Origin of the sequence: Micromonospora sp. AMSO31t (assembly GCF_008868175.1) — a bacterium.
GTDB lineage: Bacteria > Actinomycetota > Actinomycetes > Mycobacteriales > Micromonosporaceae > Micromonospora.
Genome location: NZ_WBKT01000013.1, coordinates 1 through 22429, shown reverse-complemented (window position 1 = coordinate 22429; position 22429 = coordinate 1). Strand labels below are relative to the sequence as shown.

The 22429-nt window shown below is 75.3% G+C and carries 25 protein-coding genes; 6 read left to right on the top strand and 19 right to left on the bottom strand.

Annotated elements, in window-relative coordinates; translation table 11 throughout:
- Window position 1: 1 nt before the first annotated feature.
- Window positions 2–1102 carry a serine hydrolase gene (locus F8274_RS05230; protein ID WP_151461139.1) on the bottom strand — a complete coding sequence of 367 codons (1101 nt, stop codon included), beginning with the start codon at window positions 1100–1102 and terminating at the stop codon, window positions 2–4.
- Window positions 1103–1194: 92 nt separating this feature from the next.
- On the opposite strand from F8274_RS05230, the gene F8274_RS05225 reads away from it, so the two are divergent.
- Complete coding sequence (locus F8274_RS05225) at window positions 1195–2679, top strand: NAD(P)/FAD-dependent oxidoreductase (protein WP_151461138.1); 1485 nt, start codon at window positions 1195–1197, stop codon at window positions 2677–2679.
- A gap of 3 nt (window positions 2680–2682) precedes the next feature.
- On the opposite strand, the gene F8274_RS05220 is transcribed toward F8274_RS05225, so the two are convergent.
- From F8274_RS05220 to F8274_RS05210, 3 genes are all read right to left on the bottom strand, one after another.
- Complete coding sequence (locus F8274_RS05220) at window positions 2683–3447, bottom strand: crotonase/enoyl-CoA hydratase family protein (protein WP_151461137.1); 765 nt, start codon at window positions 3445–3447, stop codon at window positions 2683–2685.
- Window positions 3448–3490: 43 nt separating this feature from the next.
- Window positions 3491–4396 carry a DMT family transporter gene (locus F8274_RS05215; RefSeq protein WP_151461136.1) on the bottom strand — a complete coding sequence of 302 codons (906 nt, stop codon included), beginning with the start codon at window positions 4394–4396 and terminating at the stop codon, window positions 3491–3493.
- A gap of 77 nt (window positions 4397–4473) precedes the next feature.
- Window positions 4474–5313, bottom strand: coding sequence for an SDR family oxidoreductase (locus F8274_RS05210; protein ID WP_151461135.1), 840 nt, complete (start codon window positions 5311–5313; stop codon window positions 4474–4476).
- Window positions 5314–5406: 93 nt separating this feature from the next.
- Here F8274_RS05210 and soxR point away from each other — a divergent pair, with 93 nt between their 5' ends.
- The 3 genes from soxR (at window position 5407) to F8274_RS05195 (ending at window position 7451) form a co-directional block, all read left to right on the top strand.
- Entirely contained in the window at window positions 5407–5775 is a 369-nt protein-coding gene (gene soxR / locus F8274_RS05205) for a redox-sensitive transcriptional activator SoxR (RefSeq protein WP_225853616.1), read from the top strand.
- A gap of 131 nt (window positions 5776–5906) precedes the next feature.
- Window positions 5907–6548: a 5,6-dimethylbenzimidazole synthase gene (bluB, locus tag F8274_RS05200; RefSeq protein WP_151461133.1), complete on the top strand. Its 642-nt coding sequence runs from the start codon at window positions 5907–5909 to the stop codon at window positions 6546–6548.
- A 51-nt stretch (window positions 6549–6599) separates the two neighbouring features.
- Window positions 6600–7451 (top strand): Rieske 2Fe-2S domain-containing protein, encoded by an 852-nt coding sequence (locus tag F8274_RS05195; RefSeq protein ID WP_151461132.1) that lies wholly within the window; start codon window positions 6600–6602, stop codon window positions 7449–7451.
- A 64-nt stretch (window positions 7452–7515) separates the two neighbouring features.
- Here F8274_RS05195 and F8274_RS05190 read toward each other — a convergent pair whose 3' ends face one another.
- From F8274_RS05190 to F8274_RS05135, 12 genes are all read right to left on the bottom strand, one after another.
- Window positions 7516–8568: a LysM peptidoglycan-binding domain-containing protein gene (locus tag F8274_RS05190; protein WP_151461131.1), complete on the bottom strand. Its 1053-nt coding sequence runs from the start codon at window positions 8566–8568 to the stop codon at window positions 7516–7518.
- Window positions 8569–8583: 15 nt separating this feature from the next.
- On the bottom strand, window positions 8584–9015 hold the full coding sequence (locus F8274_RS05185) for a pilus assembly protein TadG-related protein (RefSeq protein WP_151461130.1): 432 nt from the start codon (window positions 9013–9015) through the stop codon (window positions 8584–8586).
- On the bottom strand, window positions 9012–9473 hold the full coding sequence (locus F8274_RS05180; RefSeq protein WP_192579713.1) for a TadE/TadG family type IV pilus assembly protein: 462 nt from the start codon (window positions 9471–9473) through the stop codon (window positions 9012–9014). The genes F8274_RS05185 and F8274_RS05180 overlap by 4 nt, the downstream gene beginning before the upstream one ends.
- Before the next feature lie 5 nt (window positions 9474–9478).
- The gene (locus F8274_RS05175) at window positions 9479–9970 is read right to left on the bottom strand and encodes a TadE/TadG family type IV pilus assembly protein (RefSeq protein WP_151461128.1); all 492 of its coding nucleotides are present in this window, start codon (window positions 9968–9970) and stop codon (window positions 9479–9481) included.
- Window positions 9970–10179 (bottom strand): hypothetical protein, encoded by a 210-nt coding sequence (locus tag F8274_RS05170; protein WP_151461127.1) that lies wholly within the window; start codon window positions 10177–10179, stop codon window positions 9970–9972. Before F8274_RS05170 ends, F8274_RS05175 begins: the two co-directional genes overlap by 1 nt.
- A 24-nt stretch (window positions 10180–10203) precedes the next feature.
- Entirely contained in the window at window positions 10204–11064 is an 861-nt protein-coding gene (locus F8274_RS05165; RefSeq protein WP_151461175.1) for a type II secretion system F family protein, read from the bottom strand.
- The gene (locus F8274_RS05160) at window positions 11064–11963 is read right to left on the bottom strand and encodes a type II secretion system F family protein (protein WP_151461126.1); all 900 of its coding nucleotides are present in this window, start codon (window positions 11961–11963) and stop codon (window positions 11064–11066) included. The genes F8274_RS05165 and F8274_RS05160 overlap by 1 nt, the downstream gene beginning before the upstream one ends.
- 126 nt (window positions 11964–12089) lie before the next feature.
- Window positions 12090–13619, bottom strand: a complete 1530-nt coding sequence (locus tag F8274_RS05155) for a CpaF family protein (RefSeq protein WP_151461125.1) — start codon at window positions 13617–13619, stop codon at window positions 12090–12092.
- Window positions 13609–14442: a ParA family protein gene (locus F8274_RS05150; RefSeq protein ID WP_151461124.1), complete on the bottom strand. Its 834-nt coding sequence runs from the start codon at window positions 14440–14442 to the stop codon at window positions 13609–13611. Before F8274_RS05150 ends, F8274_RS05155 begins: the two co-directional genes overlap by 11 nt.
- The gene (locus F8274_RS05145; protein WP_151461123.1) at window positions 14442–15104 is read right to left on the bottom strand and encodes an SAF domain-containing protein; all 663 of its coding nucleotides are present in this window, start codon (window positions 15102–15104) and stop codon (window positions 14442–14444) included. Before F8274_RS05145 ends, F8274_RS05150 begins: the two co-directional genes overlap by 1 nt.
- Before the next feature lie 55 nt (window positions 15105–15159).
- Entirely contained in the window at window positions 15160–16131 is a 972-nt protein-coding gene (locus tag F8274_RS05140; protein ID WP_151461122.1) for a hypothetical protein, read from the bottom strand.
- On the bottom strand, window positions 16125–16691 hold the full coding sequence (locus F8274_RS05135) for a hypothetical protein (protein ID WP_151461121.1): 567 nt from the start codon (window positions 16689–16691) through the stop codon (window positions 16125–16127). The genes F8274_RS05140 and F8274_RS05135 overlap by 7 nt, the downstream gene beginning before the upstream one ends.
- Before the next feature lie 590 nt (window positions 16692–17281).
- Here F8274_RS05135 and F8274_RS05130 point away from each other — a divergent pair.
- Window positions 17282–18055, top strand: a complete 774-nt coding sequence (locus F8274_RS05130) for an A24 family peptidase (protein WP_151461120.1) — start codon at window positions 17282–17284, stop codon at window positions 18053–18055.
- Between the two features lie 15 nt (window positions 18056–18070).
- Here F8274_RS05130 and F8274_RS05125 read toward each other — a convergent pair whose 3' ends face one another.
- On the bottom strand, window positions 18071–18700 hold the full coding sequence (locus F8274_RS05125) for a phosphatase PAP2 family protein (RefSeq protein WP_151461119.1): 630 nt from the start codon (window positions 18698–18700) through the stop codon (window positions 18071–18073).
- Window positions 18701–18836: 136 nt separating this feature from the next.
- Between F8274_RS05125 and F8274_RS05120 the strand changes: the two genes are divergently transcribed.
- Entirely contained in the window at window positions 18837–21215 is a 2379-nt protein-coding gene (locus F8274_RS05120) for a glycoside hydrolase family 65 protein (protein WP_151461118.1), read from the top strand.
- Here F8274_RS05120 and F8274_RS05115 read toward each other — a convergent pair.
- Window positions 21194–21670, bottom strand: coding sequence for a hypothetical protein (locus tag F8274_RS05115; RefSeq protein ID WP_151461117.1), 477 nt, complete (start codon window positions 21668–21670; stop codon window positions 21194–21196). The two genes, F8274_RS05120 and F8274_RS05115, sit on opposite strands and share 22 nt — an antisense overlap.
- Window positions 21671–21725: 55 nt before the next feature.
- Window positions 21726–22310: an FHA domain-containing protein gene (locus tag F8274_RS05110; protein ID WP_225853615.1), complete on the bottom strand. Its 585-nt coding sequence runs from the start codon at window positions 22308–22310 to the stop codon at window positions 21726–21728.
- Window positions 22311–22429: the final 119 nt, after the last annotated feature.

The window sequence follows — 22429 nt, the reverse complement described above, 5'->3', positions numbered from 1 at the left end:
GTCAGAGACAGGAGTGCAACGCCTCGACCAGCTCCTCCACCCGGTCGTGGTCGGCCAACCGCCCCGTCGTGTAGGCGAAGGTGTAGCCGCGCTCCGGGTCGGCCCAGGCGCTGCTGCCGCCGATCCCGCCCATGCCCCAGCTCCCGTCCGGCTCCCACTGCATGCCCAACGTCCAGGACGCCCGCCGGTCCAGCACCAGGTCCGTCCCGTCGTACTGCACCCGGGTCGCCTCGGCGACCAGCTCGGGGCTGAACCGGCGTACCCCGTCGAGAGTGCCGCCGGCGAGCAGGCCGGCGTAGAGGCGGGCCAGGGCGGACGCGGTGGCGTGCAGGTTCACCGCGGGGAACTCCGTGCCGCGCCAGAGCTGGCCGTTGACCACCGCCACGTCCAGGCCGCCGGCCGGGTTGCCCAACGCGCGGGCGCGCAGCGACCCCGGCTCGCCCAGCATCCGCACCGGCCAGTCCGGATCGGCGTACGACAGGTCGGCGCAGCGCCGCTGGTCCGTGGCGTCGAGGCCGAAGGCCAGGTCGAGGCCCCACGGGCCGGCGATCTCCTCCGCCAGGAACCGCCCCACCGGCCGCCCGTCCACCCGGCGGACCAGCTCGCCGACCAGGTGCCCGTACGTCCAGGCGTGCTCGCCCGCGACGCTGCCCGGCGTCCACTCCGGGTCGGCGGCGGCCAGGTCGGCGCAGAGCAGCCCCCAGTCGGGGATCGCCGCGGCGGGCCGGGGCACCGGGAACGCGGGCAGCCCGGAGGTGTGGGCGAGCACCTGCCGCACGGTGGCCGGGGCGCGGAACTCCGGCCAGTACGCGGACACCGGCGCGTCGAGGTCGACGCGGCCCCGGTCGACGAGGAGCAGGAGGCAGAGCGCGACCACCGGCTTGCCCACCGAGTAGACGTTCACGAGGGTGTCCGGCCGCCACGGCGCCTCGGCCCCGACGGCCGGGACGGCCACGCCGGGCGGAACGGCGGCGCGGGTGCCGCCGACCAGGTCGAGCACCGGCGCGCCGTCGTACCAGACGGACAGCGCCGCGCCGGTCTCCCGGCCGGCGGCGAACAGGTCGTGGGAGCAGTCCCGGACCGGGGCGAAACGTGCCTGCATCCGGCCACCGTAGGCGGTGGGGATGATCACCGGCGCGGAAATTCCGGCCCGACGCGGTGGCCGGTGGCCCGGCGGTGCGGAATGCTGGCGGGGTGGCGGAGTCGGAACTGGTGGACGTGGTCGTGGTCGGGCTGGGCGTCGGCGGCGAGGAGGTGGCCGGGCGACTCGCCGAGGCCGGCCTCGCCGTGGTCGGGATCGAGCGCGACCTGGTCGGCGGCGAGTGCCCCTACTGGGGCTGCATCCCGAGCAAGATGATGATCCGGGCGGCCAACGCCCTCGCCGAGGCCCGCCGGGTCAACGAGCTGGCCGGCAGCGCCGAGGTGCGGCCCGACTGGGCGCCGGTCGCCAAGCGGATCCGCGAGGAGGCCACCGACACGTGGGACGACCGGGTCGCGGTGGACCGGTTCACCGGCAAGGGCGGCCGGTTCGTCCGGGGCAGCGGCCGGCTCGACGGCCCGAACCGGGTCCGTGTCGGCGACCAGGTGTTCGAGGCCCGGTACGCGGTCGTCCTCGGCACCGGCACCCGGCCCTCGGTCCCCCCGATCGACGGCCTGGCCGACACCCCCTACTGGACCAACCACCAGGCCATCGAGGTCGAGGAGCTGCCCGAGTCGCTGCTGGTGCTGGGCGGTGGCGCGATCGGGCTGGAGCTGGCCCAGGTCTTCGCCCGGTTCGGGGTCCGGGTCATCGTGGTCGAGGCGGCCGACCGGGTGCTCGCCGTCGAGGAGCCGGAGGCCTCGGAGGTCGCTGCCGAGGCGCTGCGCGCCGACGGGGTGGAGATCCACACCGGGGTCAAGGCCGAGCGGGTCACCCACGACGGCACGAGCTTCACCGTCCATGCCGGCGATCGCGCGTTCGGCGGCGAGAAGCTGCTGGTGGTGACCGGCCGCCGGGCGCACCTGGAGGAGCTGGGCCTCGATTCGGTCGGCATCGACTGCACCCAGCGCTACCTGCCCGTGAACGAGCGGATGCACGCCGCCGAGGGGATCTGGGCGGTCGGCGACCTCACCGGCGAGGGCGCCTTCACCCACATCGCCATGTACCAGGCGGGCATCGTCGTCGCCGACGTGCTCGACCACGTGCGGCGTATGAAGGGCGGGCCGGACGCCAGTGGCACCGCCAGCGTGGTCGGCGGCGCGGCCGGCGCGGTCAGCGCGGTCGGCGGGGCCATGAGCACGGGCGGCTCGGCCGTCGCGCCGGGCAGCGTGCCGGTCGCCGACTACCGCGCGCTGCCCCGGGTCACCTTCACCGACCCCGAGGTGGGCGCGGTCGGCCTCACCGAGCAGCAGGCCCGCAGCCGCGGCATCAACGTCCAGGTCGGCTACACCGACCTCACCTCGTCCACCCGCGGCTGGATCCACAAGGCCGGCAGTGCCGGCTTCATCAAGCTGGTCGCCGACGCCGACCGCGGCGTGCTGATCGGCGCCACCTCGGTCGGCCCGGCCGGCGGCGAGGTGCTGTCCGCGCTGGTCGTGGCCGTGCACGCGGCCGTCCCGGTCAGCCAGCTCCGGCACATGATCTACGCGTACCCGACCTTCCACCGCGCCATCGAGGACGCCCTGCGCAACCTGAAGTGACCCTCAGCCGGCCGGCGCGCCGTGCCGGCCGGCACCGGCGGTGAACCGGGCCGCGCCCTGCACGGCGTCGGTGACCAGGGACTCCATCCCGAAGGCGAGTTCGGTGGCCAGCGCCTCCGGCTCGGGCAGACCGGCGCCCGACAGCACCGCGGCCCGGTCGTTGCGCAGGCAGGTCTGCGGGTGCCGGGCGATCTCCGCGGCCAGCCGCTCGGCCTCCGCCCGGGCCGCGCCCGGCGCGACCAGCCGGTTCACCAGACCCATCGCGTACGCCTCGTCGGCGGGCACCGGGCGGCCGGTGAGGATCAGGTCCATGGCCGGGCTCTCGCCGATGAGCCGGGGCAGCCGCACCGTCCCGCCGTCGATCAGCGGCACGCCCCAGCGCCGGCAGAACACCCCGAGCGTGGCGTCCGACTCGGCGACCCGCAGGTCGCACCAGAGCGCCAGCTCCAGGCCGCCGGCCACCGCGTAGCCGGAGATCGCGGCGAGCACCGGCTTGGACAGGCGCATCCGGGTGGGGCCCATCGGACCGTCGCCCTCGGGTTCGACCCGGTTGCCGCGCGGCGTGCCGATAGCCTTCAGGTCGGCGCCGGCGCAGAACGTGCCGCCCGCGCCCCAGAGCACGGCGACCGCCGCGTCCGGGTCCGCCTCGAAGGCGCGGAACGCGTCGGCCAGGGCCCGGGCGGTCGGGCCGTCGACGGCGTTGCGGGCCTCCGGCCGGTCCAGGATCACCGTGGTCACCGGTCCGGCGTGCTCGACGCGTACCCCCATCGGCTCAGCATGCCCTCGACGGCGCCCGCCGCGCCAGCTCCCTCTATTCCGCCCGCCGGCGGGCCAGGGTGGCGCCGAGGGCGGCGCCCACCACGCAGGCCACGCCGGCCAGCTGCGGCCAGGCCAGCAGCTCGCCCAGGAGCAGCACGCCGACCACCGCGGCCACCGCCGGCTCCAGGCTGAGCAGCACCGCGAACACCCGTGCCGGCATCCGGCGCAGGGCGGCCAGCTCCGCCGAGTAGGGCAGCACCGACGACAGCAGCGCCACGCCCAGCCCGAGCGCCACGACGCGGAGGTCGAGCAGCTCGGCGCCACCCGACACGATCCCGAACGGGAGTACGCAGACCGCGCCCACCGCCATGCCCAGCGCCAGCCCCCGGGTGCCCGGCAGGTGGCCGCTCATCGCCTTGCCAAGCAGCACGTAACCGGCCCAACCGACCGCGATGAGCCCGCAGAGCAGCAGGCCGAGCGGGTCGACGCCGATGCCGCCCAACCCGGCCAGGAGCAGCACCCCGGTGCCGGCCAGCACCGCCCACAGCACGTCGACCACCCGGCGGCTGCCCAGCAGCGAGACGACCAGCGGGCCGGCGAAACCGACGGTGACGGCCACCCCGAGCGGCACCCGCTGGAGCGCGGCGTAGAAGGCGAGGTTCATGGCGGCCATGGCCACCCCGAACGCCACGACCACGCCGGCCGCCCGCCAGCCGGGCCAGCGGGCCGGGCGGGTGACCGCCAGGAGCACCAGCGCGCCGAGGCCCAGCCGGAGGGTGGTCGTACCCCCGGCGCTGGTGGCGGCGAAGAGTTGCTTGGCCACCGCCGCGCCGACCTGGGTGGAGACCATGCCCAGCAGCATCAGCAGCGGCGGGGGCACGGCCTCGGGCCGGCCCAGCGCCACGACGAGCCGGGCCGCCGGGGCGGCCGAGGGGGTACGGGAGAGGTGCGCGTACATCCGGACCACGATGATTGGCGACGGCGCCCACCGCCAGGCATTTCCCGGACGTGCCGCGTCGCACGCGCCCGGGTAGGTCAGGCGAAGTCGGCCGCGTGGTCGGCGGCCCAGTGGGCGAACGTCCGGGCGGGGCGGCCCAGCACCGCCGCCACGTCGCCGGTCACCTGCTCCGGAGTCTCCGCCATGGCGGCCCAGCCGGTCAGCGCCGCATCCGCGAAGGCGGCGCTGCCCATCGCTGCGGCCAGCATCGGGCGCACCGCCTCGGCGGGCACGTCCTGCCACCTCAGGTCGCGGCCGATCGCCGCACCGATGAGGCGCACCTGCTCGGCCTGGGTGACCGTCTGCGGGCCGCTGAGCACGTAGGTCCGCCGGTCGTGCCGGTCGGTGGTCAGCGCCTCGACCGCCACGGCCGCGATGTCGTCCTCGTGGACCATCGAACGGGCCGCCGCGCCGTACGGCCAGCGCACCACGCCCTCGGCGCGGATCGACTGCGCCCAGGCCAGCGTGTTCGTGGCGATCCCGGTGGGGCGCAGCATCGTCCAGGGCACGCCCGACGCGACGATGGCGCGTTCCACCAGGGCCCAGAACGAGCCCGGGTCGGCCTCGGCGGAGGCGGCCGACACGTACACCACCCGCGGCGACCCGGCACTCGCGAGCACGGCGGCGACGCGCGGAGCGAGCTGCGCCGTCGTGGCCGGGTCGACGAACGGCCAGATCAGGAACACCGCGCGGACACCGTCCAGGTGCGGGCGCACCGTCTCCGGATCGGCCAGGTCGGCGGCCACCACCTCGACACCCGCCGGCAGGCTCGCGCGGCTCGGGTCGCGGGTGACGGCCCGTACGCCGTGACCCGCCGCAGCCAGCCGCTCGACCACGCGCCGCCCGACGTTGCCCGTCGCACCGGTCACCAGGATCATCGTCGCCTCCAGGGAATTCTCGGGAACTCGATGGAGCCGACCGTAGAACCTCAACAATTGTTGAGGTCAACATGCGGTGGGCATACTCGGGGCGTGAAGCAGGACACGTCCTTCGACTGGCACGAGCCCGGCCTGACGATCGGCCAGGTCGCGCAACGCAGCGGCGTCTCCGCATCGGCGATCCGGTTCTACGAGGCGCAGGGCCTCATCAGCAGCGACCGCACGGCCGGCAACCAGCGCCGCTACCACGGCGACGTGATGTGCCGCCTGGCGATGATCGAGGCGTGCCAGCGGGTCGGCCTCACCCTGGCCGAGGTGGGCCGGGCACTCGCGGGGCTGCCACCGGGGCAGGCGCCGAACGCCGAGGACTGGCACGCGCTCGCCGAGCGACTGCGCACCGAGGCGCAGTCGCGCATCGACCGGCTCAGCCAGGTGCTGCGCGAGCTCGCCCCACCCGCCTGACCTCGCCCCCGAGCCACCCTCGCTCCGGCGGCCCCGCCGTCGATAGCATCGGCGGCGGCAATGATCATGCGAGGTGCCCCGCGTGCGCGGGGAGAACCGGTAAGCCGGTGGAGCGCAGCGGGAGCCTGCCTGTGGACCTGTACGACGTCATCCACCGCCGCCGCGACGTGCGCGCCGAGTTCACCGGGGAGCCGGTGCCGGACGACGTCCTGGATCGGATCCTCACCGCCGCCCACGCCGCGCCGAGCGTGGGGAACTCGCAGCCCTGGGACTTCGTCCTGGTGCGTGACCCGGAGACCCGGCGCCGGTTCCACGCGCACGTCCAGGTCGAGCGGGACACCTTCGCGGCCACGCTGGACGGTGCGGCGGCCGAGCGGTTCGCCCGGATCAAGATCGACGGGGTGCTGGAGTCGACGCTGTCGGTCGTTGTCACGTACGACGCGCAGCGGGGTGGGCCGGCGGTGCTCGGCCGGCACGCCATCGCCGACGCCGGCCTGTACTCGGTCTGCCTGGCCATCCAGAACCTCTGGCTGGCCGCCACGGCCGAGGGGCTCGGCGTCGGCTGGGTCTCCTTCTACCGGGAGCCGTTCCTCGCGGACCTGCTCGGCATCCCGCCCGGCATCCGGCCGGTCGCCTGGCTGTGCGTGGGCCCGGTGAGTCACCTCCAGACCGTCCCCGACCTGGTCCGGCACGGCTGGCGTACGCCCCGACCGCTCGCCGCCGCGCTGCACACCGACCGCTGGCGGGCGGACGAGAACCACCCGATGGGGTGATCCGTCGTCGCCGCCCGGTTTGGGACCTCTCCTGCCGGGAAGTCGGACCACGTGCGCGAACTACTGACGAAGATCGAACAGGCCACGGCGCTCGACCGGGTGGGTGACCGGTTGCAGCGCGCCGTCCAGGGCACCCTGCGCCCCCAGCGGGTCCGGGACTTCCTGCACGGCGTCTGGCTGGGGCATCCGCTGCATCCGGCCATGGTGCAGGTGCCGGTCGGCGCCTGGATCTCGGCCGCCGTCGTGGACCTGATGCCCGGTCAGCGGCGCGCGGCGACCGCCCTGGTCGGGGTCGGCACGGTCAGCGCGCTGCCGGCGGCGGTGGCCGGGCTCAACGACTGGGCGGCCCTCTCGCGGGACCAGCGCCGGATCGGCCTCGTGCACGCCGCCGCGAACACGATCGGCGTGGTCCTCTACGCCAGCTCGCTGGCGGCCCGGCTGAACGGGCGGCACAACATGGGTCGGGCGCTCTCCTACCTGGGGCTGTCGGCGGCGAGCGCCGGGGCGTACCTGGGTGGGCACCTCGCGTACAAGCAGGGCGCGCAGGTCAGCCAGAGCATCTCCGAGCTGCACCTGGTCAGCGAGGGGTGGCACCCGCTCGGCGACATGTCGAGCCTGCCGCAGCGGCAGCTCCTCACCCGGGAGATCGACGACGTCTCGGTGATCCTCTACCGGCACGGCGACGACGTCACCGTGATGCTGGAGCGCTGCCCGCACCAGAGCGGCCCGCTCGGTGAGGGCGAGGTGCAGGAGATCGACGGTCACGCCTGCGTCGTCTGCCCGTGGCACGGCAGCACCTTCCGCCTCAACGGCGGCGAGGTCGTGCACGGCCCGTCCGGCAACGACCAGGTCGTCCTCCCCACCCGGGTCGTCAACGGCCGCCTGGAGGCCCGCCTTCCCTGACCGCCGGCGAAATCTTCGACGGAAGCGGCCCCTGCGGGGGCCGCTTCCGTCCACAGGCCCCGGGTCAGTCCCGGCGGTGGCGGCCGGTCACGAGGGCCCGGACGCCGGCCCGGGAGACCGGCCGTCGCCGCAGGCCGAGGACCGCGCCGATCTGTGCGCCCACGATGGCGGCCACGGCCAGCACCGCCGAGATGGCCAGCGGGCGGTTGATCCCGTCCTCGGGGGTGGCCCGGGAGGCGCCCGCCGACATGGCCGGCGGCTGCCCGGCCGGCGCCTCGACGGTGGGTGTGCTGTCCCGTCCGGTGGGGTGCGGGGAGGGCTTGCCCTTCGGCGTGGTGGCGGACGAGCCGCCGCCGCCCGGCGTCGCTGCCTTGCCCAGAGCCGACCGGGACGGGCTGGTCGAGGTGTCCACGAGCCGGCCGGTCGCGTGCCGGCGGGCCCCCGCGTCCACCGATCCCTCGGGCAGCTTGATCAACTGCCCAGGGCGGATCCGGTCCGGGTCGGCGAGCCGGTTCAGCCGGGCCACCTCGCGGTAACGGTCGAAGTCGTCCAGGTAGCGTTCGGCCACCTCGCCCAGGTAGTCGCCCTTCGCCACCCGGTACACGGCCGGGTCGGTGGTCACCGAGGCGGCCCGCACGGGCGGGGCGGCGGGCGCGGGACCGGCCTGCGGGGTGACCACCGCCGGCGCGGCGGCGACGGGCTGCGGCGCGGCCAGGGTGGCGGCGCTCGCCGCGGCCGGGCTGGCCGCCAGGATCAGCGCGACCGAGCCGACCAGCGCGGCCGCGGCCCGCTGCTGGCGGCGCATCCCGGGCAGGCGGGGCGCCGGCCGGCGCAGCGTCGCCGCGAGGAGTTCCACGAGTACGGAGAAGGCGAACGTGGCCCAACCGAACCAGCCCACCACGGCCAGCGCCCGCAGGAAGAGTTGCCCGTCGTCGCGGCTGGTCAACGTGGTGCCCACCTCGGCCAGGGTGGGCAGGTGGTCGGGGAGGGGGTTGCCGGCGAAGGCCAGGAGGGCGACCGGCCCACCGGCCAGCACCGCGCAGAGCACGACGAGGGCGCCGAGCCCGGTGAGGACCTGGCCGGTCCGCCGGACGGCCGAGCGTTGCGATGCACCCATGGCTGCCTTCCCTTCCTACGGGGCTCCGGTGAGCGCCCGCGCGGTGGCCTCACCGGTGACGGTGGCGGTGTTCTGGAAGCCGAAGAGACCGAGCAGGTCCCGGCGGTAGGTGATGCGGACGCGTACCTGGATCTGCCGTTCGCCGGCGACCACCGGGAACGTGACGTCGTGGTCGCGGACCCCGCCGGCGGCGGTGAGGTAGCCCGCGACGGCCTTCCGGGCGGCCACCTCGTCGATCTGCTTGGGGCCGCCCTCGATGGCGCTGGCCCGGTCGATCATCTGGCCGCCGCTGCGGGCCGCCTCGGCGGCCAGGTTGTCCGCGCGCTGCAACGAGCGGAGCTGCCCGGCGCCGTCGTACGCCAGGCTGATGATCACGAGTACGCCGATCATCGCCACGGCCAGGAAGAGGCTCACCCGGCCGCTCTCCGCGGCGCGCCACCCGGTCATCCGCGGCTCCGGTAGGTGTCCAGCGGGGAGGTGAAGCTCGCCGAGACGGTCTTGCCGTCCAGCACCAGCGGAAGCCCGGGTGCCCGCAGGTCGTCGAAGGAGACCGTGCAGGTCACCCGGACCGTGACGGTCGCCGGCACCCCCGGTGCGCCGCCGTACGCGTTCCGGAAGGTGGTCTCGGCGCCGCCCACCGAGCCACTGAGGCTCAGCACCGGTGGCGCCGTGCAGCGCAGCCCCGACCAGTCGAGCTGGCGGCGAGCCGCGTCGGTGGCGTCGGATTCGCCGGTGCGCGGGTCGCGGGCGATCGAGGCGGCCCGGGCCGCGTCGTGGGCGGCCGACTCCACCGCCTCGCCGGCGACGGCCGTTCGTCCGGCCACCCCGGCCAGCACCATCAACCCGATGAAGGCGGGGGCGAGCACCGCCACCTCGATCGAGACGGAACCCCGGTCGCGTGCCACCCGCCTCACCCCGTCGTCCAGCGTTCGGCGGTGCCGTGCGCGGTCTGCCGGACCGGGAAGTCGACCCCCGGGATCACCGACAGGGACCGCCCGCTGACCGTGCAGGTGACCTCGGTGGGGGCGCCCCCGGTCGTGATGATCTCGCAGGTGGGGCCGGGGTTCTGCCAGCCGACCAGCCAGTCCCCGGCGGCGCGGAGGAAGGTGGTGGCCCGGTCCCGGCCCGCCTCGGGCGGAGCCTGGAAGGCCCGCTGGGCGTTCACCCCGGTCTGCGCCGCGTTGAGGGCGGTGGACCGGGCGACGAACCAGACCGCGAGCTGGATCGAGGCGAAGAGCAGCACGAGGATCGCGGGCATCACCACCGCCAACTCGACCGGGTTGGCTCCCCGCTCGGACCCGCCCGTGGCGAGCCTTCTCCGGAGGACCGTGGTGATCCGCCCCGGGCCGCGCCGGCCGGCGGTCGCCGGCCGGCTCCGGTCCGTACGGGCGGGGCGGGGCATCACGGGGCCTGCGGCGCCGTGTTGTTCGGGATGGCGTTCATCCAGTTGTTGGCCTTGGCCAGGGCGAGCGCGGTGACCGCCATGGCCACCGCGACCAGGCCGAAGATGATCACCGCGGTCGGCACCGGGCTGTCGCCCCGCTCGGTGTCCCGCCGCAGCTCCGCCAGGCGGCTGCTCACCGCGGCGTAGACGTAGGTGTAGAGGTGCATGGGCTTCTCCTTCTCGGGGTGGGTTCACAGGCGGGCGAGGAACGGATAGACGGCGAAACCGAGCAGGACGAAGACCAGCAGCGAGCCGGGGATGTCCAGCCGGCTGGTCACCCCCTCGGCCCGGGCCAGGTTGTCGGTCCGGATCTGGTCGCGCAGCGAGTCGGCGCGGCTGCGCAGGGTCTCGTGGACCTGGGCGCCCTCGCTGCCGGAGGAGCGCATGATGGCCCCCACGTCGCCCAGCTCCGGGATGCCGATCCGGTCGGCCAGTTCCTGGAGCTCGTCCCAGGGGGAGTGCATCTGGAGCTGGGCGATCCGCAGCGCCTCCCGGATGCGGTCGAAGACCCAGCCGTCGCAGACCGCCGCCGCGCGCTCCAGCGACTGCACCGGGCCGTGCGCGGCGGAGAGCTGCAACGCCACCAGGTCCAGGTAGGTGCAGACGGCCTGACGGAACTCGTCCCGCGCGGCGTCCGCCCTGGCCAGGACCGCGCGGTGCGCGAGCAGGCCGGCGACCAGCGCCAACCCCAGGCTCCCGAGCACCGGTACGGCCAGTGGCAGCGCCACCCCGCCCAGGAAGAGCACGGCCGAGGCGACCGCCGGGGTGGCGAACCCGACCAGCGCGGACAGCACCACGGACAGGGCGTACTGCTCGGGGGTCCGGTCGAGCAGGGCGAGCTGCCGGTGCGGGGGGCGCAGCCAGCGGGAGACGCCGCCCAGCCAGTCCGGTCCCCGCCCGGCCACCGGGGCCTGGCCGGGCGGCTGGTGCAGCCGGCGCAGCGCCGGGCCGAGCGCCGGGGTGGCCGGCAGTGCCTCGCGGACCACCAGGAACAGGCCCAGCCCCACCAGCGCGCCGCCCAGCACGGCGATCGCCAACTGCCAGTTGACCATCATGCGATCGCCTCCTCGGGGTCGGGCGCCGGCAGGAAACGCGCCGGGCGGGGCGGCTGGCTCATCGACCGCACCCAGACCAGCAGCCCGACGAAGGCCGCCCCGAGCACCGCCATGACCAGCTGCCCGAAGACCGTCCCGTAGGGCCGGACGTAGTCGCTGTTGACCAGCCCGTACGCGAGCGTGGCCAGGGTCATCCCGGTGAGGAAGCGGACCGCGAACCGGGGCTGCGTCCGCTTCGCCTCGACCTCCCGCCGGGTGGCCACCTCGGCCGAGGCGGCGGTGGCGATCGAGCCGAGCACGTCGCCGAGGCGTTCGCCCCGGTCGGTGAGGTGCAGGATCAGCGCCGCCACGACCTGGTCGCAGACCGGGTCGGCGATCTCGTCGGCGAAGGCGAGCAGGGCGGACCGCGCCAGCCAGCCGGCCTGGAGGCGGGCCGCCAGGGTGCGTACCTCGTCCTGGATCTCCTCCGGTGCGGTGGCGATGGTGCCGATGATGGCCTGCTGGAGGCCCTGCCCGGTGCCGGAGATGTCCTTGAGCCGCCGGGTCCACTCGCCGACCGCCTCGATCCGGGCGATGGCCCGCTGCTCGGCCCGGCCCACCGCGAACAGCCACGGCACCCCGGGCACCGCCAGCGCCACCAGCAGGCCGACCACCGGCAGCCCGGTGAGCAGGAAGGCCAGCGCGCCGACCACCACGGCCGCGCCGAGCAGGAGTTGGTAGCGGTGCTGCTCCCGGCGGCTCGCCCCGGAGCCGGTCCAGAGCCGGCTCAGCCCCGGTCCGGAGCCCGGGGTCGACCCGGCGGGCCGGCGGGTGCCGACCAGCGCGACCACCGCGAGCACCAGCCCGGCCACGCACGCCGCCCCGGAGACCAGCGCGATGAGCTCGATCGTCGTCATGCCGGGCTCGCCTTCGTTCGCGACTGCGGGGCTCGCAAACCCGGCTCACTCCTCGCGCTCACGGGGCTCGCCTTCGTTCGCGACTGCGGGGCTCGCAAACCCGGCTCACTCCTCGCGCTCACGGGTTCACCGCCGCCCGAGCCGGGTGTGCCGGGGACGCCGCCAGGCGCCCGTGCCGGCCTCGATGAACCGGGTGAGCAGGCGGGCGTCGTAGCCGACCCGCAGCAGCTGGTCGCGGATCCGTTCGGGGAGGTGACGGGGCACCGCCCGGCCGTCCGGCCCCGGGCCGAAGACGCTGGTGGTGGTGATCCGGTTGCCCTCGCCGACGCCGATGACCTCCTCGACGTGCGACACGAAGCGGTGCTTGCGGCCGCCGATGGCGGTCTCGTCCTCGACGGTGACGTAGACGATCAGATCCAGCGCGTTGCCGGCCATCCGGCGGGCCTGGTCGACCGTCATCTCCCGGCCGTGGGCCAGCGCCAGCTCGATGATCCGCTCGCCCACCCCGGCCGGGGTACGCGCGTGGATCGTGCACATCGACCCGCGGCTGGTGGTCATCGCCTGGAGCATCGGCACGATCTCCCGGGACCGCACCTCGCCGACGATGATCCGCAGCACGCCCATCCGCAGCGACACCGGGATCAGGTCGGCGATGCTGACCTCACCGGCCGGTCGACCGTCCAGCCCGCGCTCGCCGTGCCCCTCCCGGGACTCGAAGCTCATCACCGCCCGGTGCTTGTGCGCGTGGCGGGCCGGCAGCAGCTCCCGGCTCTCCTCCAGCAGCACGTACGGCTCGTCCGCCGGGATCTCGTCCATCAGCGCCCGGATGACCGTGGTCTTCCCGGCCCCGGCGAGCCCGGCCACCATGATGTTCAGCCCGGCCCGCATGGCGGCGCGGAGGAAGTCGCGCAGCAGCGGGTCGATCATCTCGTCCAGGTCGGGCCGGCCACCGGCGATGTCCTCCAGGCTCACCGCGAGCGTGTTGTGCTTCCGGATCACCGCGTACGGGCGGTGGCTGACCAGGAACACCGCGGCGAGCCGGCTGCCGTCGGGCAGTTGCAGGTCGAGCGTCGGCTTGGAGGTGGAGAGCGACCGTTCGGTCGCCCCGGCCCGGCGGGCCGCCGCCTGGAGGATCTCCACGAGTTCGTCGTCGCTGTCGGCGACCGGCTCGGCCCAGTCGACGCCACCGCCGTGCCGGGTGATGCGCACCTGGTCGCAGCCGAGGATGTGCACCTCCTCGATGGTGTCGTCGACCAGCAGCGTCTGGAGCCGGCCCAGGCCGACCAGTTCGGCGGTCACCTGGTCGAGCAGCAGCCGCTCCTCGTCGGCGGCCATCGGCGTCCCGGCGCGGCGCACCGAGTCCGCGTACGCGGAGACCACCGCGACGGCCAGCCGGGCCCGCTCGACCTCCTCGGCGTCCGCGTCGAACTCCCGGCCGCGCTGCCAGAGGGTGAGCCGTTCGCTGAGTTCCCGCCGCAGCTCGCGGACCACCGCGAAGTCGATCCGGGGACGGGGCGGCGGTGCCGCCGGCGCGACCGGCGCGGCGGGCGGCGGGTGCAGCTGGTGCCGCCCGTTCGGCGGGACCAGCGGGGGAACCGTCGAGGTGGCGCCGGGCTGCTGCCCGCGCGGGTCGTGGGAGACGGGCTCAAACCGCACCGGACACCCCCGGGGTGCTCGGCGCGGTCACCGGGCGCGGGACGGGGGCGCCCGGCCAGGCCAGCCGGGCCCGCCGCCGGTCCAGCAGCGCCCGGACCGGCACCTCCAGCTGGCTTGCCGCGCGCAGGAGGGGCCGGTTGGCGCGTACGGTGCCGCCGCGCCCGAGCACCGCGGCGGTACGCGGGTCGTGCGGCAGGCGGGCGATCACCGGCAGCCGCAGCGCCTTGCTGATCTCGCTGGTGCCGTGCCCGTCCCCGACCACCAGCAGGCGCAGGGTGCCCGGGGGGACCCGGTGCTCGGCGAAGTCCCGCTCGATGGCCTTGATCGTGGCGCGGGTGGCGGACAGGTCGGGCAGGTGCGCCCGGGTGACCAGCAGCACCACGGCCGCGGCCCGCAGCACGGGCCACGGTGGACCGCCGACCTGCAACCGGCCACAGTCGACCAGCACGTCGTACGGCGGCACGCCCTTCTCCAGGCCGGTGAAGAAGTCGGCGAAGCGCTGCCAGAGCGGGGTGACGCTGCCGGCCTGGGCCGGGTCGACCACGCCGGGCAGCAGCAGCCGTTCCCGCTTCGGCGCGTCCAGGTCGACGAGCTGCGACCAGAACGCGCTCTCCAGGTTGCCGTCCCGCAGCTCCCCGACGGCCAGCTCGCCGAGGCCGCGCGGGCCGTCGAGCGCCCCGCCCAGGTAGCCGGCCAGGACCGAGCCACCCGCCGGGTCGCACTCGGCCAGCACGAGCCGCCGGTGCCAGCTCAGCGCGGCGGCCAGCGCGGCCGTGGTGACGCCCGGCGAGCCCTTCGCCGATACCAGGGCGATGACGGCCATCAGGCCGCCCCGGTGAGCACGAGCGCGATCCGGTCGTCCGCGGCCAGCGCCACCACGGCCGGCACGTCCCGGACGGCCAGGGCCAGGTAGACCACCACGTCGTTGTTCTCCGGCGCGGCGGTGTCGATCACTGTGGCCTCGAACCGGGTGCCGCCGCCGCGCGGGGTGCCGCCGTTGCCGGAGCTGTTGTCCGGGGTGCTGACCAGGAGCACCTTGTCGCCGGGGTGCAGCCTGCGGGCGGGCACCTGGCTCGGCTTCAGCCCCAGCGCGATCTGCTGCTGCCCGGGGCCGAGCAGTGGCGCGTCGGTGAGCTGGGCCGGGGTCAGCAGCGTGCCGGGGGTGAGCCGGACGGCCGCGCGCAGAGCCAGCACCTCCTTGATCCGGTCGGCCCGCACCGGCTGGAGTTCCCGCCCGCCCGACACCCGCACCGGGACCAGGTCGTCGGCGGTGAGCTGCCGGCCGACCTCGACCGGCCGGGCCACCGCGAGGTAGCTGCCGGTGGACCGGACCGAGGTGACCGCGAACGCCGCACCCAGCCCGCCGAGGGCGATGAGCAGCACGGCCAGGCCGAGCAGGCCGGGGCGGATCCGCCGCTGCCGGACCACCTTGGGCGGCGCCACGGGCGCGTCCAGGGGAGTGCCGTTCCGCGTCGCCACACTCACTGTGCCACCTCCGTTCGCGACTGCGGGGCTCGCAAAACCGGCTCACTCCTCGCGCTCACCGCGTCACCACCTGAAGTTCGTTGATCTGCACGGGAACGGTTCCGCTGACCCGGCTCTGCGCGATCTCGCCGCTCTCGCCGCCGCCGGACCACTCGACGGTCCAGAACGTGGTGGCGCTGACCTCGTACGTGCGGGCTCGGGCGTAACCGCTGTCGTAGCCGCAGTCGGGCGACGTCAGTCCGGCCCGCGGACCGTCGGAGGCGTACGGCGTGCCGGGGCCCGTGCAGGTGACCTCGGTGCCGTCGCCCATGTCCCAGACGATCCGGGTCACCCGGGCGGTGATCTCGACGGTCACCCCGCGGTCGGAGGCGGAGGCGTGCAGCGGCCCGAAGTAGGACGCCCCTCCGCTGGCCCACATCCAGACCGGCAGCCCCACCAGGCCGGGGCCCTTGCTGCGCCGAGGCGCCACCGCGACCCGGGGCGGCAACAGCGAGATCGAGGCCAGCGCCCGGCGGGCCAGCTCCTCCGGGTCGGGCGGCGCGCCGTAGCCGGGGGGCGGCCCGTCGCGCAGCACCACGGTCTGCGCGCCCAGGTCACCGCCGTTGCAGGTCTGCACGTACCACTGCTTGCCCTCCGGGGCGGCGGGCTGGGGCTCGGCCAGCTTGTAGTAGCAGCCGTCGCCGTTGTTGAACCAGCCGAGGACGTCGTCGTAGCAGGGGATGACCCGGCCGTTCCACTGGCACTTCGCGGCGGCGCCGCCGCCGTCCCCGCCGCCACCGCCGGGGTTGCCGCCTCCGCCCGGCCCGCCCGGGGTGCCGGGCTCGTCGTCCCAGACGTTGCAGTCGTTCTGCCCGGGCGGGCACTCGCCACCGGGGTCGCCGGCCCGGGCGGGCGCGCCGGTCAGCAGCAGCGCGGGCGCGCCGGTCAGCGCGAGCAGCAGCGCCAGGCCGGCGGTGAGCAGCAGCCGCCGGGGCGTCCCGGCCCGGGTCGGGCGGGCCGGGACACCCCTTCCTCCCCAGGTCAACACGGCTGGTCCTGGTGGCCGGCGCCGGCGCTGACCAGCCACCGGCCGTCGGGGTAGCGGGTGGCCGTGGCGGTCGCCAGGTAGCGCCCGCCGCGGGTGCCGGGTACGACCCGGCGGTCCTTGGCGTAGACGAGGCGGTAGCCGGTGGCGTCCAGGCAGTCCTGGATCTCCACGCTGGGCGGATCGGCGGCCAGGTCGACCGACACCACGGTGGGGTCGGACACCAGTTTTCCGGTACGCATCGCGCCGTGCTCCTTCGCGTCACGAATTGCCATCCGCACCCGGGTCAGCAGCGGATCCGCCACGAATCGGGCCAGTGCGGGATGCCCGGGATCGCTGCGTGCGCTCGCCGCCCGGGACGCGTCGAGATAGCCGGAATAGGCGGCGAGAGCGGCTTTTCCGGCCGCCTCCTCCTCCGCGGTGGAATGCGCCGCGGGAGCGGCGGCGCCCGCGGTCAACGGGCGGGTCGCCGCCTCGGGCTCGCTGCCGCAACCGGCGGTCGCGGTCAGCAGAGCAAGGCTGAGCAGGCAGATTTCCCATCGGCGGGATTGCCGTGTGCGCAACGCCGGGCCCTCCTCGGTGGCGGCCCGGAGTGGTCGCGTCAACGCACTCCGGGCATGCGGAAGCGCGCCCGGATGTGTACGGCCGGGCCACAACTGCTACCGCTGCATTTACCTCGACTGATCTTTAACGAATTCGAAACCTGTTGTCTCCGGTTGGCCTCCGACGCCAATTGTTCGGGGGTTGCGTCGTACCCAAGGGGCGAGCATAGGCTGACGTCCGCCGATGCAACAGAGGCAATTCATCCGAACACTGTGAGTGATGACAGGTGGTGGCGGCCGGTGGGTGTCCGGACGACGACGAACGGCCCGCACCCGGGTCGGCCGGTGGCAGGAGTGTGTTCACCCAGACGCGACACCCGGTGTCCCGGGCGGGCGTCATCGGGCGGTGGAATGGGGGTCAAGCGTCCCTCTGGTCCGATCCGTCCCCCCGGCACCCGGACCGCCCGACGGCCGTCGGGCGCCGCCCGCCCGGACCGGGCCACCCGACCGCCGGACGCCGGTTTCCGCGCCATCCGTGACACGGCGAGAGATCAGGACTCACTCTGCGTGCTCCAGAGTGGAAGCAGGCGCGGCCGTTCGGGGGAGCCGGTGTGACCGCCGAACGGGTCCGCGCGACCGCACCGACGGCCCCCGCCCGCCGTCCGGGCGTGCGGCTGCTGGCTGCCCTGGCGGTCGTCCCGCTGCTGCGGTTGGCGGTCGCGCGGTACGCCGTACCCCCGGGGGTGCCCGACCGGACGGGCTGCGACGGCTGCGGCGCGCCGATCGGCCTGGACCGGCCGCTGCCGGCGCTCGGGCCGGCGGCCCGCTGCCCGTCCTGCCGGGCCCGGGTCGGCGCGGCGCCGCTGGTGGTGGAGGTGGCCCTGGTCGCCGCGGTGGCGGCGGTGGTGCTCACCGGCGGGCCGGCCGGCACGCGGGCGGCGGTCGCCTGGTGGCTCGCCTGCGCGGTGCCGCTGGCCCTGGTCGACGCGGCGGTGCACCGGCTCCCGGACCGGCTGACCTGGCCGGCGGCGGCCGGGGTGTGGGTGCTGCTCGGTGCGGCGGCGCTGGCCGGGCCCGGCCCGGCGCCCTGGCTGCGGGCCACCGCGGCCGGGCTCGCCCTGGGCGTGGGCTTCGCGGCGACCACCCTGCTGCTCGGCCGGCGCGGGTTCGGCCTCGGCGACGCCAAGCTGGCGCTCGGCGCCGGGGCACTGCTCGGCTGGTACGGCTGGCCGGCGCTGGTGGCGGGGCTGGTGCTGGCGGTCACGCTGTCCGCGGTGGCCGGCCTCGCGCTGCTGGCCGCCCGCCGGGTCCGGTGGTCCAGCCACCTGCCCTTCGGCCCGTTCCTCATCCTCGGCACCGCCGCCACCCTCGTCCTGACGACGTGAGCGGCGGCGGGCGGGTCAGCGCCTCGCGGGCCGGACGGCCGGGCGGGTCGCGGCCCGGCGGACCCGCCGGCGCAGGACGTCGGCCACCGGGCGGGCCAGCACCGGCGTGAGCAGGGTGCCGACCAGGACGCCGAGCAGCAGGCCGGCCGCCACGTCGTGCGGATAGTGCACGCCTACGAAGGTGCGGGAGAACGCGGCCAGCACGGCGAGCGGGACGGCCACCAGGCCGATCCGGCGGTGCAGCAGCAATGCGGCGGCGGCCAGCGCACCCGCGATGGTGGCGTGGTTGCTCGGAAACGACCAGTCGCCGGCCGGCGGGCAGTGCCCGGCCACGATGACCAGGTCGGCCGGGCTGCGGCAGGGCCGCTCCTCGGCGATCAGAGTCTTCAACCCCTCGCTGGAGGCGTACGCGCAGACCACCGCGACCGGGGCCGCCAGGGCCAGCGCCCGGCCCCGGAGGTCACCGCCGACCAGCCGGGCCAGCGCGGCCAGCACCAGCAGGATGCCGAGCAGGACGATCGCCCCCTCGGTGAAGTGCAGCGCGAACCAGTGCACCGGTTCCGGTGTGCGGTCGGCGAACTCGACGATGTCGTGGTACCAGTCGGCACTGACATCCGGGACGTTTGTCACCAGGGCGTCGGTCATGAATCACCTCACCAACTGTTCATACTCCGTTCACCTTGAGGGTGGTGGGGGAATGACTGTCGGGGCACCGAAGTCTCAGGCGCCTCTCAGCCGGGTCTGATTCGGTGGCCACGACGTAGCGACCTCGGGAGGACCCGTGCCGCACAGCCCTCAGGGCGACGACACCTGGCGGATCCGCCGCACCGGGGCGGACCTGCACCGGCTCGGCGAAACCGAGTCGACCTTCGCGCTGGGCAACGGCTGGGTGGGCTGGCGCGGCACCCTCGACGAGGGCGAGCCCTACGAGATGCCGGGCACCTACCTCAACGGGTTCCACGAGCAGCGCGAGGTGAGCTACCCGGAGAGCGGCTACGCCTTCCCCGAGCACAGCGACACCGTGATCAGCGCCCCGAACGCCGCGCTGGTCCGGCTCTGGGTCGGCGGCGAGCCGCTGGACCTGCGGACCGGGACGGTGCGGCGGCACGAGCGGGTCCTCGACCTGCGCGCCGGGGTGGTGCGCCGGGAGACCGAGTGGATCTCGCCGGGCGGCCACGGCGTGCGGGTCCGCAGCACCCGGCTGGTCTCGCTGCCCCGCCGGCCGGTCGCCGCGGTCGACTACCAGGTCGAGCCACTGGACGGCCCGGTCGACGTGCGGGTCGCCGCCGACCTGCTCGCCAACGAGCGGGTGCCGGAACGCGCCGACGACCCGCGTGCCGCCTCGGTGATCCACGACCCGCTCACCGCCGAGACCGGCCGGCACGACGGCACCGACGGGGTGCTGGTGCACCGCACCGAGCGCAGCGCCCAGCGGGTCGCCGTCGCGGTCGCCCACCGGGTCGACGCGCCGGGCACCGCCGCGACCGACACCGAGCTGACCCCCGACCGGTTCCGGCTGGCGGTCACCGGCCGGCTGCGGCCCGGCGAGCGGATCCGGATCGGCAAGTTCGCTGCCTACGAGTGCGCGCACGTCGACGGCACCCCGGCCGGCGACCTGGCCGACCTGGTCGTCGCGGAGGCGGACGCGGCCCGGTCCGAGGGGTTCCCGGCCCTGCTCGACGCGCAGCGGGCCACCCTCGACGCCGCCTGGGCCACCGCCGACGTCGAGCTGGACGGCGACCCGGAACTCGAGCAGGCGCTCCGGTTCGCGGTGTTCCACCTGCTCCAGTCCGGTCGGGCCGACGGCGACCGGACCATCCCGGCCAAGGGGCTGACCGGCAACGGCTACGACGGACACGTGCTCTGGGACACCGAGGGCTACGTGCTGCCGGTGCTGACGTACCTGGCCCCGGGACTCGCCCGCTCGGCGCTGCGCTGGCGGCACGCGCACCTGCCCGAGGCCCGGGACCGTGCCGCGGAGCTGCGACTGGCCGGGGCCACCTTCCCGTGGCGGACGCTCGGCGGCCGGGAGTGCTCCGGCTACTGGCCGGCCGGCAGCGCCGGTCTGCACGTCAACGCCGACATCGCCGACGCGGTGCTGCGCTACGTGGCGGCCACCGGCGACACGGAGTTCCTCGGCGAGTGCGGCGTCGAGCTGCTGGTCGAGACGGCCCGGCTCTGGCACCGGTACGGGCACTGGTCCGACACCGGCGTGTTCCACCTGACCGGGCTCACCGGCCCCGACGAGTACTCCGCGCTGGTCGACGACAACCTCTTCACCAACCTCATGGCCCGGCGCAACCTGCGCGGCGCGGCCGACGCCGCCGAGCGCTTCCCGGACGCGGCCGCCCGGCTCGGCGTCGACCCGGCCGAGGTCGCCGGCTGGCGGGCCGCCGCCGACGCCGTGCACGTCCCCTACGACGGCAAGCGCGGGGTGCACCAGCAGTCGGCCGGCTTCACCGAACAGCCCGAGTGGGACTTCGCGAACACCCGCGCGGACGACTACCCGCTGCTGCTGCATTTCCCCTACCTGGAGCTGTACCGCCGGCAGGTGGTCAAGCAGGCCGACCTGGTGCTGGCCATGCTGCGCTGCCCCGGCGAGTTCACCGCCGACGAGAAGGCCCGCAACGTCGCGTACTACGAGGCCCGGACCGTCCGGGACTCGTCGCTGTCGGCGTCCGTGCAGGCGATCCTCGCCGCCGAGGTCGGCCACCTGGACCTGGCGTACGACCTGTTCGCCGAGACCGCGTTGCAGGATCTGGAGGACCTCGGCGACAAGACCGCCGACGGCCTGCACCTGGCCTCGCTGGCCGGCGCCTGGCTGGTGGTGGCGCAGGGCTTCGGCGGCCTGCGCGACGACCGGGGCGTGCTCTCCTTCGACCCGCGGCTGCCCCGCCGGATCACCCGGCTCGCCTTCCACCTGCGCTGGCACGGGCAGCGGCTGCGGATCACGCTGACCCCGGACACGGCCCGCTACGAGCTGCCCGACGGTGGCCCCGCCGACGCCGTCGAGCTGTGGCACCGCGGCGAACCGCTCCGGGTGACCGGGGCGGCACCGGTCACCCGGCCCATGCCGCCGGTGCCCGACCCCGGGCCCGAGCCGCCGTCACCACCCGGCCGCCGGCCGGCCCGGCGCGCTCAGGCGGGCGGGGCCGGCTGACTCGGCACGCCCGACATCCGCCCGACGATCTCCTCCAGCGCCTCGAAGGCGTACGCCCAGTTGTGGCACTTGAAGCTGCGCAGCCCCTCGATCGGGGTGCGGCAGTCGGCGCAGTGCACGCCGGGGATGGCCTCCGGCACCTCGGTGTTGACGTACTTGCGCTCGCCGAGGATGACCCGCGCGATCATCCCCCGGTCGTGCACACCGTGCAGCGCCGACGAGACGATGTCGTACCAGTTCACCCGGCGACCGCACTTCGGGCAGTCCGGCTCGTCGCCGCTCACCCACAGCGGGGCGCCGATGCTGCGCGCCGGCATGTTCAGCAGCTTCTCCAGCCGGCGCACGTCCGACTCCGGGGTGGTCCAGCAGTGCCGGCCCGGCAGCGAGGCGGGCGAGTCGTAGACGGCGCGGAACACCACCGGGTCGACCTCCACGGTCTCCCGTCCACCGGTCATCGGTACCTCCTCGGCTCGGCTGGTCCCACCGTCGTACCAGGTGAACGGCCCCGCGTCAGCTCACCGCGCCCCGGCGGACCGCCTCGGCGGCCAGCCGCGCCCGGCGCCGGTCGTCGTTGCTGACCAGGCCGAACTTGTCGTACAGCCGGGTCAGGTGCTTCTTCACCGCGCTCTCGCTGACGCCCAGCGTGCCGGCCAGCACGCGCACCGCCGGCGGCTCCGGGAAGGTGTCGCCGCCGGCCAGGTACGGGCGGCACAGCGCGTCGAGCAGCTCACCCTCCCGGCGGGTCAGCACCGGCGGGGCGGGCGGCGCCTCGACGCCGACGGTCCGCGTGCCGGTGTGCTGCCCGGGGGCCCGGAACACCAGCCGCGCCGGCCCGACCTCCACCCGGTCGCCGTCGTGCAGGGTGCGGGCCTCGCGCAGCGGCGCCCCGTTGACCGTGGTGCCGTTGGTGCTGCCCAGGTCGCGGATGATCCAGCCGGACGGGAAGCGCTCCACCAGGGCGTGCAGCCGGGAGACCAGCCGGCTGTCGATGGGCAGCTCGTTCCCGGGGGCCCGGCCGATGGTCAGCGTGTCCACACTGAGCGGGACGAGCCGCACCGGCCCCGTGCCGTGCACCTCGAACCAGCCGCCGGTCACCGGTCGCACCACGGCTCGGTGGTCGCCGAGGTCACCACGCCGGAGCTGGCGACGGTCACCGCCGCCGTGGCGGTGACGCACCGCCCCGCCGACGGCCACGGCTCGGTCCACAGCTCGTA

Bases quoted from the DNA above. Each gene is read 5' to 3' on its own strand.
- F8274_RS05230 (WP_151461139.1), bottom strand. From the start codon at position 1,102: ATGCAGGCACGTTTCGCCCCGGTCCGGGACTGCTCCCACGACCTGTTC.
- F8274_RS05220 (WP_151461137.1), bottom strand. From the start codon at position 3,447: ATGGGGGTACGCGTCGAGCACGCCGGACCGGTGACCACGGTGATCCTG.
- F8274_RS05215 (WP_151461136.1), bottom strand. From the start codon at position 4,396: ATGTACGCGCACCTCTCCCGTACCCCCTCGGCCGCCCCGGCGGCCCGG.
- F8274_RS05210 (WP_151461135.1), bottom strand. From the start codon at position 5,313: ATGATCCTGGTGACCGGTGCGACGGGCAACGTCGGGCGGCGCGTGGTC.
- F8274_RS05190 (WP_151461131.1), bottom strand. From the start codon at position 8,568: ATGGGTGCATCGCAACGCTCGGCCGTCCGGCGGACCGGCCAGGTCCTC.
- F8274_RS05185 (WP_151461130.1), bottom strand. From the start codon at position 9,015: ATGACCGGGTGGCGCGCCGCGGAGAGCGGCCGGGTGAGCCTCTTCCTG.
- F8274_RS05175 (WP_151461128.1), bottom strand. From the start codon at position 9,970: ATGCCCCGCCCCGCCCGTACGGACCGGAGCCGGCCGGCGACCGCCGGC.
- F8274_RS05170 (WP_151461127.1), bottom strand. From the start codon at position 10,179: ATGCACCTCTACACCTACGTCTACGCCGCGGTGAGCAGCCGCCTGGCG.
- F8274_RS05165 (WP_151461175.1), bottom strand. From the start codon at position 11,064: ATGGTCAACTGGCAGTTGGCGATCGCCGTGCTGGGCGGCGCGCTGGTG.
- F8274_RS05160 (WP_151461126.1), bottom strand. From the start codon at position 11,963: ATGACGACGATCGAGCTCATCGCGCTGGTCTCCGGGGCGGCGTGCGTG.
- F8274_RS05150 (WP_151461124.1), bottom strand. From the start codon at position 14,442: ATGGCCGTCATCGCCCTGGTATCGGCGAAGGGCTCGCCGGGCGTCACC.
- F8274_RS05125 (WP_151461119.1), bottom strand. From the start codon at position 18,700: ATGACCGACGCCCTGGTGACAAACGTCCCGGATGTCAGTGCCGACTGG.
- F8274_RS05115 (WP_151461117.1), bottom strand. From the start codon at position 21,670: ATGACCGGTGGACGGGAGACCGTGGAGGTCGACCCGGTGGTGTTCCGC.